The sequence below is a fragment of the Streptococcus cristatus genome, from assembly GCF_008369405.1.
Classification (GTDB): Bacteria; Bacillota; Bacilli; order Lactobacillales; family Streptococcaceae; genus Streptococcus; species Streptococcus cristatus_G.
This window is the reverse complement of sequence record NZ_VSJJ01000001.1, coordinates 154,404-168,961: the sequence shown is the minus strand read 5'-3', so window position 1 is coordinate 168,961 and position 14,558 is coordinate 154,404. Positions and strand designations below refer to the sequence as shown.

Annotated in this window: 15 protein-coding genes; 7 read left to right on the top strand and 8 right to left on the bottom strand. The window is 41.4% G+C overall.

Annotated elements, in window-relative coordinates; all coding sequences use genetic code 11:
• Position 1 precedes the first annotated feature (1 nt).
• The 3 genes from FXF62_RS00940 to FXF62_RS00930 form a co-directional block, all read right to left on the bottom strand.
• On the bottom strand, positions 2-610 hold the full coding sequence (locus FXF62_RS00940) for a DUF5052 family protein (protein WP_187984206.1): 609 nt from the start codon (positions 608-610) through the stop codon (positions 2-4).
• Positions 610-1,158: a hypothetical protein gene (locus FXF62_RS00935; protein WP_149517300.1), complete on the bottom strand. Its 549-nt coding sequence runs from the start codon at positions 1,156-1,158 to the stop codon at positions 610-612. The genes FXF62_RS00940 and FXF62_RS00935 overlap by 1 nt, the downstream gene beginning before the upstream one ends.
• A gap of 127 nt (positions 1,159-1,285) precedes the next feature.
• Positions 1,286-2,956 (bottom strand): formate--tetrahydrofolate ligase, encoded by a 1,671-nt coding sequence (locus FXF62_RS00930; protein WP_149517299.1) that lies wholly within the window; start codon positions 2,954-2,956, stop codon positions 1,286-1,288.
• A gap of 206 nt (positions 2,957-3,162) precedes the next feature.
• Here FXF62_RS00930 and FXF62_RS00925 point away from each other — a divergent pair, with 206 nt between their 5' ends.
• The 5 genes from FXF62_RS00925 (at position 3,163) to FXF62_RS00905 (ending at position 7,335) form a co-directional block, all read left to right on the top strand.
• Positions 3,163-3,855 carry a phosphopantothenate--cysteine ligase gene (locus FXF62_RS00925; RefSeq protein ID WP_149517298.1) on the top strand — a complete coding sequence of 231 codons (693 nt, stop codon included), beginning with the start codon at positions 3,163-3,165 and terminating at the stop codon, positions 3,853-3,855.
• Complete coding sequence (gene coaC, locus FXF62_RS00920) at positions 3,852-4,403, top strand: phosphopantothenoylcysteine decarboxylase (RefSeq protein WP_149517297.1); 552 nt, start codon at positions 3,852-3,854, stop codon at positions 4,401-4,403. Before FXF62_RS00925 ends, coaC begins: the two co-directional genes overlap by 4 nt.
• The gene (locus FXF62_RS00915) at positions 4,387-4,950 is read left to right on the top strand and encodes an ECF transporter S component (protein ID WP_149517296.1); all 564 of its coding nucleotides are present in this window, start codon (positions 4,387-4,389) and stop codon (positions 4,948-4,950) included. Before coaC ends, FXF62_RS00915 begins: the two co-directional genes overlap by 17 nt.
• 194 nt (positions 4,951-5,144) lie before the next feature.
• A complete protein-coding gene (locus tag FXF62_RS00910; protein ID WP_149517295.1) occupies positions 5,145-6,863 on the top strand; it encodes a phospho-sugar mutase in 1,719 nt (572 codons plus the stop codon).
• Positions 6,864-6,987: 124 nt separating this feature from the next.
• Positions 6,988-7,335 carry a thioredoxin domain-containing protein gene (locus tag FXF62_RS00905; RefSeq protein WP_149517294.1) on the top strand — a complete coding sequence of 116 codons (348 nt, stop codon included), beginning with the start codon at positions 6,988-6,990 and terminating at the stop codon, positions 7,333-7,335.
• 790 nt (positions 7,336-8,125) lie between these two features.
• Here the strand turns inward: FXF62_RS00905 and mutY are convergent.
• The 5 genes from mutY to FXF62_RS00870 form a co-directional block, all read right to left on the bottom strand.
• Positions 8,126-9,289, bottom strand: coding sequence for an A/G-specific adenine glycosylase (gene mutY, locus FXF62_RS00895; protein ID WP_149517292.1), 1,164 nt, complete (start codon positions 9,287-9,289; stop codon positions 8,126-8,128).
• A 215-nt stretch (positions 9,290-9,504) separates the two neighbouring features.
• On the bottom strand, positions 9,505-10,479 hold the full coding sequence (gene pta, locus FXF62_RS00885; RefSeq protein WP_149517291.1) for a phosphate acetyltransferase: 975 nt from the start codon (positions 10,477-10,479) through the stop codon (positions 9,505-9,507).
• 19 nt (positions 10,480-10,498) lie between these two features.
• The gene (locus FXF62_RS00880; RefSeq protein WP_149517290.1) at positions 10,499-11,392 is read right to left on the bottom strand and encodes an RluA family pseudouridine synthase; all 894 of its coding nucleotides are present in this window, start codon (positions 11,390-11,392) and stop codon (positions 10,499-10,501) included.
• A complete protein-coding gene (locus tag FXF62_RS00875) occupies positions 11,389-12,207 on the bottom strand; it encodes an NAD kinase (protein WP_185758386.1) in 819 nt (272 codons plus the stop codon). The genes FXF62_RS00880 and FXF62_RS00875 overlap by 4 nt, the downstream gene beginning before the upstream one ends.
• The gene (locus FXF62_RS00870) at positions 12,191-12,862 is read right to left on the bottom strand and encodes a GTP pyrophosphokinase (protein WP_149517289.1); all 672 of its coding nucleotides are present in this window, start codon (positions 12,860-12,862) and stop codon (positions 12,191-12,193) included. Before FXF62_RS00870 ends, FXF62_RS00875 begins: the two co-directional genes overlap by 17 nt.
• 95 nt (positions 12,863-12,957) lie before the next feature.
• Between FXF62_RS00870 and FXF62_RS00865 the strand changes: the two genes are divergently transcribed.
• On the top strand, positions 12,958-13,518 hold the full coding sequence (locus tag FXF62_RS00865; protein ID WP_149517288.1) for a CYTH domain-containing protein: 561 nt from the start codon (positions 12,958-12,960) through the stop codon (positions 13,516-13,518).
• A 78-nt stretch (positions 13,519-13,596) separates the two neighbouring features.
• Entirely contained in the window at positions 13,597-14,553 is a 957-nt protein-coding gene (locus FXF62_RS00860; protein WP_149517287.1) for a ribose-phosphate diphosphokinase, read from the top strand.
• The last annotated feature ends 5 nt before the right edge of the window (positions 14,554-14,558 follow it).

The window sequence follows — 14,558 nt, the reverse complement described above, 5'->3', positions numbered from 1 at the left end:
CTTACTCCAGCAATTCACGGTCATAAATAGTGTAGTCGCAGCGGTAAATCACGAGGCGCTTGCTGTCAATCAGCAACTCAGAAGTTTTGGGAGCATCAGATTTATCGAGAGAGACACGGTCCCCAGCATAAGCTGCTAGTGGAGTGCCATTTTGAGAGCGAATCAGAATAACCTTCTTCTTGCCGTTAAAGTCGTTTTTAAAAGCAGAAATCATACGATTTAAAACAGGGATTGCATGGCTATTCTCCTCAACATCTGCAGTCTTTTGATATTGAGCAAACACGTCTTTCAATCCCTTTTCTTCTGCGATCAAGGAAGAGCCCACATGGTCAATCTCATACTTACCCAAGGTGATTTTGAGCACAGATGAATCTTCCTTTGAATTACCTTCCGCATCAACTGAGTCGAACTCCTCGTTACGCGAGATGGATAGGGACTTGCCCGACATTTGGTCAATGAGCTGGGAATTCTCATCGTAGGTGCGAACCGTCATCTCCAACCCCAACCATTCCTCTTTGGCATTTTTGAACCACTTTTCAACGGACTGACAGCCAGTCAAGGTCAAAAGGGCAATGCTTAGAAGAGTTATTAATAAATGTTTCTTTTTCATTATTTATGCTCCATATTTTTTTCGTATAAGGAAATTTCTTTTGCAATTTGTGATTTGGCTGCTTTTCCCGTCAATAATAACTTGAGAGGCCTCATCACTTGCAGTCCTAAGCCACCCATTGCATAGTAAGACAGGCGATAGTAAAAATAATTTACAAATTCAATGATGGCAAACAACCAAAGTAAAACACCAATAATGATATTACTGCTACTACTCACTCTAAAAGACCAGATCCAAATCGGTATATTTGCAAGCAGCATCATAAAATCCAACGCTTTTAGCCCTTTATAAAGAGGTGCAAGCAGTTGAGTCTCCAAGGCCTTCTTCTTTTGGATTCGTTTCAAACAGTTAAGCCAATAGATGGAACCTTGGAGTAATATCAGATTAAGAATTAACAGTGGGAAATAAAGGACGGCACTGGATGTGGCAAATCGGTCTCTGGTTTCGTATACAGGACATACACGATACAAAACAACACGACACTTATCGATTCCCCTGAGGCCAAATAAATTAATTCCTGTTTGAGACTTCTTTTTTTCAATGTTCATCCTCCTATGAGCAAAAACTAGGTGATGGGAATATGGCTTTATTATATCAAAATATCTGGAATTTAAGTCTAAAAAAAGAGAGGCCCAGCGCTATTTAGCCCAACCTCTTCTTATATCTTAAATTCAATTAGAACAGACCAATCGCTGTGCCGTCTGCTGCCACATCCATATTGAGTGCCGCAGGGCGTTTTGGTAGGCCTGGCATGGTCATGACATCTCCTGTCAAAGCCACGATAAAGCCTGCCCCAAGTTTTGGTACCAATTCACGAATGGTAATTTCAAAGTTTTCTGGTGCCCCCAGCGCAGCAGGATTGTCTGAGAAGCTATATTGGGTCTTGGCCATACAGATTGGCAATTTGTCCCAGCCGTTCTTGACAATTTCACGAATCTGAGTCTGCGCTTTTTTCTCAAAGTTCACTTTTGAACCACGATAGATTTCTGTGACAATTTTTTCGATTTTCTCTTCGATAGTTGAGTCATTGTCATAGAGACGAGTGTAGTGTGCTAAACTTTCGTCAATGGTTTTGACAACAGTTTCAGCTAGAGCCACACCGCCTTCAGCGCCATCAGCCCAGACACTGGCAAGCTCAACCGGTACCCCGATTTCTGCACAGAGTTCCTTAAGAGTTGCAATTTCAGCTTCCGTATCAGAGACAAATTCATTAATGGCTACGACCGCTGGAATACCGAACTTACGGATATTTTCAACGTGACGTTTGAGATTGGCAAAACCAGCTCTGACTGCCTCAACATTTTCTTCTGTAAGTACATCCTTAGCAACGCCACCATTCATCTTAAGAGCACGAAGTGTTGCAACGATTACGACTGCATCTGGAGAAGTTGGCAAGTTTGGAGTCTTAATATCCAAGAATTTCTCAGCACCAAGGTCCGCACCGAAGCCAGCTTCAGTCACTGTATAATCCGCCAAGCGTAGCGCTGTGCTAGTCGCCAAAACAGAGTTACAGCCGTGGGCGATATTAGCAAATGGTCCGCCGTGGACAAAGGCTGGTGTTCCGTAAATAGTCTGTACCAGATTTGGCTTAATTGCATCTTTCAAGACTAAAGCCAAGGCTCCTTCTACCTCAAGGTCACGAACATAGACTGGTGTACGGTCATAGCGATAGCCGATGACAATATTTGCCAAGCGATTTTTCAAATCTTCAATATCTGTTGCCAAGCAAAGAATCGCCATAATTTCAGAAGCAACCGTGATATCAAAACCATCTTCGCGCGGAATACCGTTGAGCGGGCTTCCTAAGCCAACCGTCACATGGCGAAGAGCGCGGTCATTTAGGTCCACAACCCGTTTCCATATAATACGACGTTGGTCGATACCCAGCTCATTTCCCTGATGTAAATGATTATCGATGAGAGCAGACAGAGCATTATTAGCAGTCGTAATGGCGTGCATGTCACCAGTAAAATGCAAGTTAATGTCTTCCATCGGTAGGACCTGCGCGTGACCGCCACCAGCTGCTCCTCCTTTGATTCCCATAACAGGACCCAGAGACGGTTCGCGGATAGCAATCATCGTTTTCTTGCCAATCTTATTGAGCGCGTCAGCCAGTCCAATGGTAATGGTCGACTTACCTTCTCCAGCTGGAGTCGGATTGATTGCCGTCACCAAAATCAGCTTGCCGACAGGATTTTCTGCTACTTCACGAATCTTTTCAAAACTGAGCTTGGCCTTGTACTTTCCATACAGCTCCAAGTCATCGTAATCAATACCAACCTTTTTTACTACATCCACAATAGGCTGCAGGGCAACACTCTGAGCAATTTCGATATCTGTTTTCATTAGGAACTCCTCTAATTTGATAAAACTATTATACCAGATAAGAATTAAAACTGCACATTTAAAGTCTAATAACAACACAACGTTCGGTAATTACTCTATATTCCTTTGGAGGATAGAGAGTTTTTCATAAAAAAATAAGTTTAGCTAAATAAAACTTTAAGTTTATTTTATTTTACTAAATTCGTTTTTTCTTGTAGAATAAAGCTATGAATATATTGATTACCTCTGGCGGAACGAGTGAAAAAATCGACCAAGTCCGCTCTATCACTAATCATTCGACGGGTCAACTTGGGAAAATGATAGCTGAGCATTGTTTGGCAGAGGGTGCTTCGGTGACTCTGCTGACAACGGCAAAAGCTGTTAAACCGGATCCGCATCAAAACCTAACGATTAAGATCATTGAAGATACGGAGCAGCTCCTGACAGTTATGGAAGGACTAGTGCCTGCTCATGACGTACTCATTCATTCGATGGCTGTTTCTGACTATAAACCAGTGTATATGGTAGGATTTGAGGAGGTTCTTGCCAGTTCAGATTTGGCAGAATTTCTGGGAAAAAGTAATGCTGAAAGTAAGATTTCTTCTGCTGATGACTATCAGGTACTTTTCCTCAAGAAAAATCCTAAAATCATCAGCAAGGTCAAAGAATGGAATCCAAATATTCGATTGATTGGCTTTAAGCTCTTGGTAGCTGTTTCTAAAGAAGAGTTACTGGCTACTGCTAGAGCCAGTCTTGAAAAAAATCAAGCTGAATTAATTGTAGCCAACGATTTGACTGAAATTTCTAACGGGCAACACCACGCCTATCTCTTAGGAGCAAACACTGTTACAGAAGCTTTCTCCAAGGAAGAAATTGCTAAACAATTGTTAAGCCTTATCCAGAAAGGAGACAGTTCATGACCCATGTTACTCTCGCTGTCACGGGAAGTATTTCGGCCTATAAGGCAGCAGATATTACGAGCCAGCTGGGTAAGCTAGGCTACAGTGTGTCTGTTCTCATGACGGAAGCTGCCAGTCACTTTATCACTCCGCTGACTTTACAGGTTTTATCAAAGAATCCTGTTTCCCTTGACCTAATGGACGAGCCGAGGCCAGACAAGGTAAACCATATTGAAATCGGCAAAGAAACAAATCTTTTCTTAGTCGCTCCCGCAACAGCTAATACCATCGCCAAACTGGCTAATGGTCTAGCGGATAATATGGTAACCGCTACAGCCCTTGCTCTCCCATCTCATGTCAAAAAAGCCATCGCACCAGCTATGAATACCAAGATGTATGAAAATCCACTAACTCAGCACAATTTGGAAAGATTAAAAAAATTCGGCTGGGAGATTATCGAACCGCGTGAAGCTGTTCTAGCTTGCGGAGATCATGGAACTGGTGCTCTAGCTGATGTCAATATTATTATAGAAAAAGTAAAGGAAATTATAAATGAGAAAACAATCTAGTATCGCGCAAATTGCTATCTTTTTTGCTATTATGTTAGTGCTCCATCTGCTGAGCTCTGTTATTTTCAACCTACTACCGGTACCGATTAAACCGACCATTATTCATATTCCAGTTATTATCGCTAGTATTATCTATGGACCGCGAATTGGAGCTGTTCTTGGAGCCCTGATGGGAGTAATCAGTGTGGTGACCAACACCGTTGTCCAGCTGCCAACTAGCTACCTCTTCAGTCCTTTTGTAGAAAACGGCAACATCAATTCATTGATCATCGCTATGGTTCCACGTATTCTAATCGGAATCACTCCGTATTTTGTCTACAAATGGATGAAAACTAAGCCAGGTTTAGTTTTAGCTGGTGCTGTGGGCTCAATGACTAACACCATCTTCGTTCTCGGAGGAATTTTCATTCTATTTTCATCTGTTTACAATGGAGACATCAAAGCCATGCTTGCATTGATTTTTTCAGCTAATGCAATCTCAGAAATGATTATTTCCGCTATCCTTACAGTTGCAATCGTTCCAGCACTTGAAAAACTTAAAAAATAATCACCTAGCGTGATTATTTTTTTGATCCAAGCATGCTCATTTTTTCAAAGTATTTCACTATTTTTTAGGTCAGTGCTTTCAAAAAATATGAAAATATGTTACAATGAAAGCGATTGAACAAACAAGAAAATCTTGTGCCCTTTCTTAAAACCACACAGTGATTTTCTATCTTAAATATAAAGGAGACTCCATCTATGACCTATCAAGAAAACTTCAAAAAATGGCTTGACTTCGCTGAACTTCCTGACTATCTTCGGAAAGAGTTAGAAGGTATGGACGAAAAAACTAAGGAAGATGCCTTTTATACAAACCTTGAGTTTGGTACTGCTGGTATGCGTGGTTTGATCGGCGCTGGTACCAACCGTATTAATATTTATGTTGTCCGCCAAGCAACCGAAGGTTTGGCTCGCTTGATTGAAGAAAAAGGTGATGAGTTCAAAAAACGCGGTGTTGCGATTGCTTACGACTCTCGTCATTTCTCACCAGAGTTTGCCTTTGAATCTGCTGCTGTTTTAGCTAAACACGGCATCAAGTCCTATGTCTTTGAAAGTCTGCGCCCAACTCCAGAACTTTCATTTGCGGTACGTCATTTGGGAACTTTTGCTGGTATCATGATTACTGCCAGCCACAACCCTGCTCCATTTAACGGCTACAAGGTCTATGGTGAAGACGGCGGACAAATGCCTCCGCATGATGCGGATGCATTGACTGACTACATCCGTGCGATTGAAAATCCTTTTGCTATTGAGGTAGCTGATGTTGAAGCTGAAAAAGCTTCTGGCTTGATTGAAGTGATTGGCGATGCTATTGATGCTGAATACCTCAAGGAAGTTAAAGATGTCAATATCAACCAAAAACTGATTGATGAATACGGTAAGGACATGAAGATTGTCTATACTCCTCTGCACGGTACTGGTGAAATGTTGGCTCGTCGCGCTTTGGCTCAAGCAGGATTTGATTCTGTTGAAGTTGTTGAAGCTCAAGCTGTAGCTGACCCTGACTTCTCTACTGTTAAGTCTCCAAACCCTGAAAGCCAAGCAGCCTTTGCTTTAGCTGAGGAATTGGGTCGCAAGGTTGGTGCAGATGTCTTGGTTGCAACTGACCCAGATGCTGACCGTGTCGGTGTAGAAGTTCTGCAAAAAGACGGCAGCTATCTCAACCTTTCAGGTAACCAAATCGGAGCCATTATGGCTAAGTACATCTTGGAAGCTCATAAGAGTGCTGGAACTCTGCCAGCTAACGCAGCTCTCTGCAAGTCTATCGTTTCTACTGACTTGGTAACTAAGATTGCTGAAAGTTATGGCGCAACCATGTTCAATGTCTTGACTGGTTTCAAATTTATCGCTGAAAAGATTCAAGAATTCGAAGAAAAACACAACCACACCTACATGATGGGATTTGAAGAAAGCTTCGGCTATCTGATTAAACCGTTTGTACGTGATAAAGACGCTATCCAAGCTGTTTTGGTCGTGGCTGAGCTTGCTGCCTACTACCGTTCACGTGGCTTGACTCTGGCTGACGGTATAGAAGAAATCTACAAAGAGTATGGTTACTTTGCTGAAAAGACTATCTCTGTGACTTTGTCTGGTGTTGATGGAGCTGAGCAAATCAAGGCTATCATGGCTAAGTTCCGTAATAATGCTCCAAAAGAATGGAACGCAACAGCTATCACTGTTGTAGAAGACTTTAAGGCTCAAACTGCTACTGCTGCAGATGGTACTGTTACAAACTTGACAACTCCTCCAAGCGATGTGCTGAAATACACCTTGGCTGATGGTTCATGGCTTGCAGTTCGCCCTTCAGGTACAGAACCAAAAATCAAGTTCTACATTGCCGTTGTCGGTGACAGCAATGAAGATGCGCAAGCAAAAATTGCTGCTATTGAAGCAGAGATTAATGCCTTTATCAAGTAAAATAACACTATCAACCAATCAACCAGAGGATGAAATTCGCATTCTCTGGTTTTTCGTTTCCAAATCAAGCATTTTTCTGCATTTTATGGCATACTAGTTTTATCAAAAGAAATGAGGATTATTTATGGAACAATTTGCTCAAAATATTAAAGACTTGGAGGTCACAACTGTTGACCGTGCTCGTCAAGCGATTGCTGACAAAGAGACAGCAACTTTCTTCGTCGGTCGCCAATCTTGCCCTTACTGCCGTAAATTCGCTTCTACTCTTGCTGGCGTTGTCGCTGATACCAAGGCGCATATTTTCTTCATCAACAGCGAAGAAGCCAGCGAATTAGACAAACTGCAAGCTTTCCGTTCAGAATACGGCATTCCGACGGTTCCTGGTTTCGTGCATGTTCAAGACGGCCAAGTTGCTGTTCGCTGTGATTCTTCTATGACTGCAGATGAAATTAAAGCTTTTGCTGGGATTTAAGCACATGTCTCCATCTAAAGGGTAGTTTATTTGCCTCTCTCTTTACAGAGCGAGAAGGACTATAAGTTATTTTTAAAACAAAAAAGACAAACTATATTGTTTGTCTTTTATTTTTCTTTCAAAGTATATATAGGAAAGCCGTGTTCTACTATTTTATCATCTAGTTTAAAATAATTTTTAAACCAATGTTTATATTTTTTAAATAAAGCCTCAATACAGATATACAGGATGATTATTAAAAAAATAAATAGAAAAGCGTGCCAATCTTGAAATTTCGAGGAACTCTCAATGAACATAGCCCAATATACACATGAGAAAAGCAGAAGAACTACTAAAATCAAATTCACATATAAAATATAGCTCACAAAGAAGAGAAATTGATGTTTCTTTGATCTTTTACTGTAATAGACTTTATAGTTTTCGGTATGTCTTTCGAAGACAGGCAAGTGAAAGGAATAGCGTCCGCTCCCGAACTCAACTAACTCAGGTAAGGCATGATAGCCACACCAATGGAAGCATTTATAGATAAACTCGCGAGTCAAAAAATAAATATTTAAGCCTATAAAAATTGGAATAATGACGAAGTCAGGTTTCACCGTTGGAGAAAATACCCACTGAAAATAAAGAAGGCAATGTAAGAAATTCAAAGCACCTAATATAAAATAAATGACACAGGCAAGTTTGCTACGACGTCCAACAAAAGTTTTATCTGGAGGACTAGGGATATGGGACATATTTTAATGATTTCCTATTCTTCGTAAATTAAATCGAGTACAACAGACTATTGACTCTAGTTTCCATCTTTTACGTTCCTAAAAGCCTCCCACATCTTCTGCTGGGGCTTGGCAAAAGGGTACTTCTCAAATGCCTCTGGATGTAGCCACAAGACCTCTCCGTCAGCTGTGTGCTGGCTATCTTTAACTCGGCCGTAAACCAGCTGGATATGCCACTTACGATGGCTAAAGACATGTTGCACCTTTGGAAAGGACTGCTGCTGCCAATCGACAGTCAAATCATAATCCTGTTCAAAACTTTCTTGAGGAGACAGATCCAGACTAGGCTGATTTTCAGCCACTTCAAATAGAGAGATCTGATTTTCGGTTTGAAATTCCTCGACTTCAATCAAGGGAAAATGCCAAAAACCTGATAGCAAGCCAGCAGCTTCATTCTTTTCAAGCAAGAACTGTCCTTGCTCGTTTTCGATAATCAAGCCCTGAAGATAGACCGAAACTGGCTTCTTTTTAGGTGCTTTGATTGGATATTTATCCATTGTTCCGTGCAAATAAGCTGCGCTGAACTCTTTTACAGGACTGTCTTCTGGATGAGGATTAACAGGAGCTTCAATATCTGACCCCAGATCCATCAGGGCCTGATTAAAATCTCCCGGCCTGTCTGGATCAATCAGAATCTCCATCATAGCCTGAAAGACCTTACGATTGCTGGGTTGACCAATATCTAAATCAACCTCAAACAAGCGACTCAGCACCCGCATGACATTCCCGTCTACCGCGGGTTCAGGAAGGCCAAAGGCAATACTAGCAATGGCACCAGCCGTATAAGGCCCAATTCCTTTGAGGCTAGCAATTTCTTCGTAGCTATCGGGAAATTTTGCATCAAAATCCGTCATTATCTGCTGGGCCGCTTTTTGCATATTTCGCACCCGTGAATAATAGCCCAACCCTTCCCAAGCTTTGAGCAATCTATCCTCTGGCGCCTGAGCTAAATCTGCTACAGTCGGGAACCAGTCTAAAAAACGCTCATAGTAAGGAATCACCGTATCTACCCGAGTCTGTTGCAACATAATCTCAGAAACCCAGATATGATAAGGATCGTTTGTTCGGCGCCAAGGCAAATCACGTTTATGTTCATCATACCAAGTCAGTAATTTCTTACGAAAAGAGGCAATTTTTTCCTCTTCCCACATTTCAATTCCAAATTTTTTTAAATCTAACATTTTTTCTTATACTTAAGCAGACAAAAAAGAGAGTGGGACAGAAATCGGTAATTCGTTAGAATTCGATTTCGTCGTCCCACCTCCGCACAGTTGAGTAGGGCTGTAAAAGCTGATGAAATCAGACTAGTAGAGCCTACTCAACCACTGCGTCTTGCTCGACAATCCAAAGACAATTGAGAGGCTAGGAGTTTTGTCCCAGACTCTTTTTAATTATTTTATTGGTCAACACTTTGTGCAGCTGTAATCAATGTTAAGTTATAGACGTCATCTGAATTACATCCGCGAGAAAGGTCGTTTACTGGCTTATTCAATCCTTGAAGAACTGGACCAACTGCTGAGAATCCACCTAAACGCTCTGCCATTTTATAACCGATATTTCCTGCTTCAATGCTTGGGAAGACAAAGACAGTCGCTTTACCTGCAACCTTGCTTCCTGGAGCTTTCAGGGCTGCTGTGCTTGGTACAAAAGCAGCATCAAATTGCAATTCCCCGTCAACTTCTAGGTCTGGGCGCAAGTCATGAACCAATTTAGTCGCATGAACCACTTTATCAACGCTTTCTCCGAAACCAGAACCTTTAGTTGAATAGCTAAGCATAGCAATCTTTGGATCAATACCAAACATTTTGGCAGTCACAGCTGAGTTAATCGCAATTTCTGCCAAGGCTTCTGAGTCAGGATTGATGTTAATGGCACAGTCACTGAAAAGATAACGTTCTGAACCACGCACCATGAGGAAGGCACCTGAAGTTCTTGTTACATTTGGACGCGTTTTAATGATTTGCAAGGCTGGACGCACTGTAGCAGCTGTAGAGTGGATAGAGCCAGAAACCATACCATCTACGATACCGAGGTAAACCAGCATAACTCCAAAATAGTTAACGTCTGTTCTTAAAAGCTCGAGAGCTTCTTCTTCACTGATTTTGCCCTTACGGCGTTCCACAAGAGCAGCTACCATTTCTTCCATTCTGTCATAGTTTTTAGGATCTATGACTTCATATCCATCCATAATGTTTTCGATTTCCAAGTAAATACGGATCTTATCTGGATTTCCCAAAAGAACTGGTGTAACTTCTGACTCTTTTACTATGCGTTTCACCGCTTGAAGAATACGCGGTTCTTGTCCTTCTGGCAAGACGATACGAACATTTTTACCAACAACTGAGTCTCTTAGACTTTCAAAAACTTCCATGAGTTTCTCCTTTAAAATTTTAATTATTTTTTGTTAACGATGTAATAGTATTTTGGAAATCAATCGGCAACTGGGATTCCAATTGAAGCTGCTTTTCCAAAAATGGATTATAAAAAGATAGGGAGTGGCAATGCAAGGCCTGACGTGTAATTCCCGCTTCCAAAGTCCCGCCATAGAGATCATCTCCAAGGAGCGGAAAGCCAAGATGGACAAAGTGCACACGAATTTGATGGGTTCGTCCAGTGTGCAAGCGAATATCTACCAAATAGATATCGCCAAACTGCTCTACAACCTTGTAGCTGGTATGAGCATATTTGCCATCCTTTGTCACACATCTGGTGATGATGCTATCAGGGTCGCGCCCAATTGGCGCAATAATGTCCCCCTTTGGTTTAAGCTCACCGCGCCCCTGAACGAGTGCGTAATAGCGCTTCTCAATCATTTTTTTCTGCAGTTGCTTATCCAGTCTTGCATGGGCATAACCATGTTTTGCAAAGAGCATGAGACCACTGGTGTCACGATCCAATCTTGTCACAATGTGAACCTGCTGATTTTCATAATCTTGACGAATATAGTAGGCCTTGACAAAGTTTGCCATCGTATTCGAATGGTTGACACTAGGAATACTAGCTACTCCAGCAGGTTTATCTAAAACTAGAAAGTGCTCATCTTCATACACGATCGATAAATCACGATCCACGGCTTCTAGGCTTTCAAATCCCTTCTCAGAAGGGATATCTACTGTCACCTTATCGCCAGTATCCAGCAAATAAATGGCATTTTGAGATTGACCATTGACAAGAATATTCCCCCCTGCAAACTTCACTTTGGCCAAAAGGGCTTTTGAAATTTCATGCTTTTTCAAAAAAGTTTTGACTTTGACATGCTCATCCGCAATAAACTCAAATCTCATTCTTGGCACTCCTCGATAAAGGAGTCTCTCACGCGATTCCAAAAGCTGGTATGGCTGGGCGAAGCCACAAAGTTAATCTTATGATTATCAATCTGGTACTCCAGTCGAACAATATTTTTACAAGAAAATGTTTGATTATCGACCGCTATGGTATAGTAATCATTGCGTGTTGGCAGCAGCTCAATCTTATCTTTTTTAGGAACAATAACCGAGGAACCTAAAGTACGATACACACGATTATTGAGACTAGCAATTTCTGTTACTTGCAAGGCTTCAATCGTTGGGTGTAGGACTGCTCCTCCTAAAGATTTATTGTAGGCCGTGCTACCAGTCGGCGTTGAGACAGAAATTCCATCTCCTCTGAATCGCTCAAAGTGAACATTATTGATGACCACATCAACAACCATGGTTCTGTCGGAGCGTTTAATGGTTGCTTCATTGAGCGCTCGAATAGTCCGCGTTTCACCATTTTCAAAGGTCAACTTGACATTCAAAATCGGATAAGAGACCTTAGCACCTGTGTCCAATTTCAGATTTTCCACTAATTTGTCAATTTCAAAGTCTCGATAGTCCGTATAGAAACCCAAATGTCCTGTATGGACACCGACAAAGCGAACCTTATCCAGCTGATCTTCATACTTGTGGAAGGCTGATAGCAGCATCCCATCACCACCAACAGAAATCACGATATCTGGATTTTTGGGTGTCAGGATAAAGCCTGCTTTCCGCAATTTTTGCATCAGAGTTTGAAATACTTCCTCACTCTGCCTTTTGCGATTGCGAATAATCGCAATTTTTTTACCTGTATTCTTCATCTGTATCGTCACTATTTCCAACACCGTCATTTAGCTTGCGGTGCAGAGGATCAAAGAGTGCTTGTGCTTCTTGAATAGCATCGCGAATGGCTCCCATCTCTTCATCTAGCTGGTAAGCGAGGTTAGCTGTTATTTCTAAGCGCCGTTTGATTTCCTCTGGAAATTCTCCTTTATACTTATAGTTTAAAGAGTGCTCAATCGTTGCCCAAAAGTTCATGGACAAGGTACGAATCTGAATTTCTGCTAAGATAACTTTGTTTCCGTTAATCGTATCTACCGGATATTCAACGATGGCATGGTAGCTACGATAACCACTGGCTTTTTTGTTTTTGATGTAATCACGTTCCTGGACGATACGCATGTCAGTCCGATTTCGCAAAACTTCTAAAACTTCATCCACATCGTCTACAAATTGAACCATGACACGCAAACCAGCAATATCCTGCATCTCTTGGGCTAAGTTTTCCTCAGTTATCCCTCGAAGTTCCATTTTTTCCTTGATGCTTTCAATATGTTTTACGCGACCGGTTACAAACTCGATCGGTGAATGGCGTTGCTGTTTGCGATACTGTTTGCGAATACCACGAAGCTTGATTTTCAACTCACCAACCGCCTGAATATATGGATCCAGAAAATCTTCCCAATCTATTGTCATATACATACCTTGTCATCTATTCGTTTTTTGTATAAAATAAACACAGTTGTTATTATAACATAAAATCGCTTTCAGATAAAGAAAAGGATTTAAAAATGAACCATTTAGAAATTGAATACAAAACAATGTTAACGGAAGACGAACATAAACGACTTCTGACCTTCTTTGATCATGTCCAGCCAATTTTCCAAGTCAACTATTATATTGATTCGGCTGACTTTGCTCTCCGTGAAGCTCGTATGGCTCTGCGAGTCCGAACCACTCCTGACGCTGCTGAGTTCACTCTGAAAATTCCTCAAAAACTTGGAAATTTCGAGTATAACCAAGCCTTGTCCAAAGATGAATTTAAGAAAATTACAGAAAAATTGCAATTCCCTCAGGGAGAAATCCTAGACAAACTCCAAGAGAAGGGAATCCCAGTTGACAAACTAACAATACTCGGAACCCTTGAAAATATTCGCTATGAAAAACAAGATGCAATTGGCCTTTTTGCCTTAGACGAAAGTCGTTACTTTGGTAAAAAAGATTTCGAATTAGAATTAGAGATCAACGATATTGAAGAGGGGGAGCAAAAGTTCAAAGACTTTTTAAACGAAAATCAAATCCAATACAAGTCTGGTAAAAGTAAGATCGCTAGATTTGCCGAAAACTTGTAAAAATGCTGAAATAATCTCATTTTTTTGGTAAAATAATATTTATAAATCTAAAGAGACAAAAAGAGGATGGTCATTCTAATGTCAGACAAAAAAAATATGAAGCTTTTCTCCCTCAATTCCAATCACTCAATTGCTGAGAAGATTGCTGAAGCTGCCGGAGTACCTTTAGGCAAGCTTTCTTCCCGCCAATTTTCTGATGGCGAGATTCAAATCAACATTGAGGAGAGTGTTCGTGGCTATGATATCTATATCATTCAGTCTACCAGCTTCCCAGTCAATAATCACTTGATGGAGTTATTGATTATGGTTGATGCTTGTAAACGAGCAAGTGCCAATACAGTAACTGTGGTTATGCCCTATTTTGGTTATGCTCGCCAAGATCGGACAGCGGCTCCTCGCGAGCCAATTACTGCAAAACTCGTGGCCAATATGCTCGTTGGAGCTGGCGTAGATAGAGTCATCTCACTTGACCTTCACGCTGTCCAAGTACAAGGCTTCTTTGATATTCCTGTCGATAATCTCTTCACTATTCCGTTGTTTGCCGAACATTATTGCAATATGGGATTAACCGGCGAGGATGTTGTCGTCGTTAGCCCGAAAAATTCTGGCGTGAAACGTGCTCGTAGCTTGGCAGAATATCTCGACGCTCCAATCGCCATCATCGACTATGGTGAAGATGAAGCAGGACGCTCCGAAGGATATATCATCGGTGAGGTTGAAGGCAAAAAAGCAATTTTGATTGACGATATCTTAAATACCGGTCGTACCTTCTCAGAAGCTGCTAAAATCGTTGAACGTGAAGGAGCTGTCGAAATCTATGCTGTCTCAAGTCATGGTTTATTTGCAGATGAGGCTGCAGACTTACTAGACAGTGTTCCTATCCGAGAAATCTTGGTGACTGACTCTGTTGATACCAAAGAAAAGACTCCGAAGAATGTTCACTATATCACTGCTAGCGGGTTGATTGGCGATGCTATCGTGCGTATTCAAGAAAGAAAACCAGTCAGCCCACTTTTTGCTTTTCAAAAGAAATAAGGGAT

Coding starts and splice junctions, on each gene's coding strand:
- FXF62_RS00940 (WP_187984206.1), bottom strand. CDS start 610: ATGAAAAAGAAACATTTATTAATAACTCTTCTAAGCATTGCCCTTTTG.
- FXF62_RS00935 (WP_149517300.1), bottom strand. CDS start 1,158: ATGAACATTGAAAAAAAGAAGTCTCAAACAGGAATTAATTTATTTGGC.
- FXF62_RS00930 (WP_149517299.1), bottom strand. CDS start 2,956: ATGAAAACAGATATCGAAATTGCTCAGAGTGTTGCCCTGCAGCCTATT.
- FXF62_RS00925 (WP_149517298.1), top strand. CDS start 3,163: ATGAATATATTGATTACCTCTGGCGGAACGAGTGAAAAAATCGACCAA.
- coaC (WP_149517297.1), top strand. CDS start 3,852: ATGACCCATGTTACTCTCGCTGTCACGGGAAGTATTTCGGCCTATAAG.
- FXF62_RS00915 (WP_149517296.1), top strand. CDS start 4,387: ATGAGAAAACAATCTAGTATCGCGCAAATTGCTATCTTTTTTGCTATT.
- FXF62_RS00910 (WP_149517295.1), top strand. CDS start 5,145: ATGACCTATCAAGAAAACTTCAAAAAATGGCTTGACTTCGCTGAACTT.
- FXF62_RS00905 (WP_149517294.1), top strand. CDS start 6,988: ATGGAACAATTTGCTCAAAATATTAAAGACTTGGAGGTCACAACTGTT.
- mutY (WP_149517292.1), bottom strand. CDS start 9,289: ATGTTAGATTTAAAAAAATTTGGAATTGAAATGTGGGAAGAGGAAAAA.
- pta (WP_149517291.1), bottom strand. CDS start 10,479: ATGGAAGTTTTTGAAAGTCTAAGAGACTCAGTTGTTGGTAAAAATGTT.
- FXF62_RS00880 (WP_149517290.1), bottom strand. CDS start 11,392: ATGAGATTTGAGTTTATTGCGGATGAGCATGTCAAAGTCAAAACTTTT.
- FXF62_RS00875 (WP_185758386.1), bottom strand. CDS start 12,207: ATGAAGAATACAGGTAAAAAAATTGCGATTATTCGCAATCGCAAAAGG.
- FXF62_RS00870 (WP_149517289.1), bottom strand. CDS start 12,862: ATGACAATAGATTGGGAAGATTTTCTGGATCCATATATTCAGGCGGTT.
- FXF62_RS00865 (WP_149517288.1), top strand. CDS start 12,958: ATGAACCATTTAGAAATTGAATACAAAACAATGTTAACGGAAGACGAA.
- FXF62_RS00860 (WP_149517287.1), top strand. CDS start 13,597: ATGTCAGACAAAAAAAATATGAAGCTTTTCTCCCTCAATTCCAATCAC.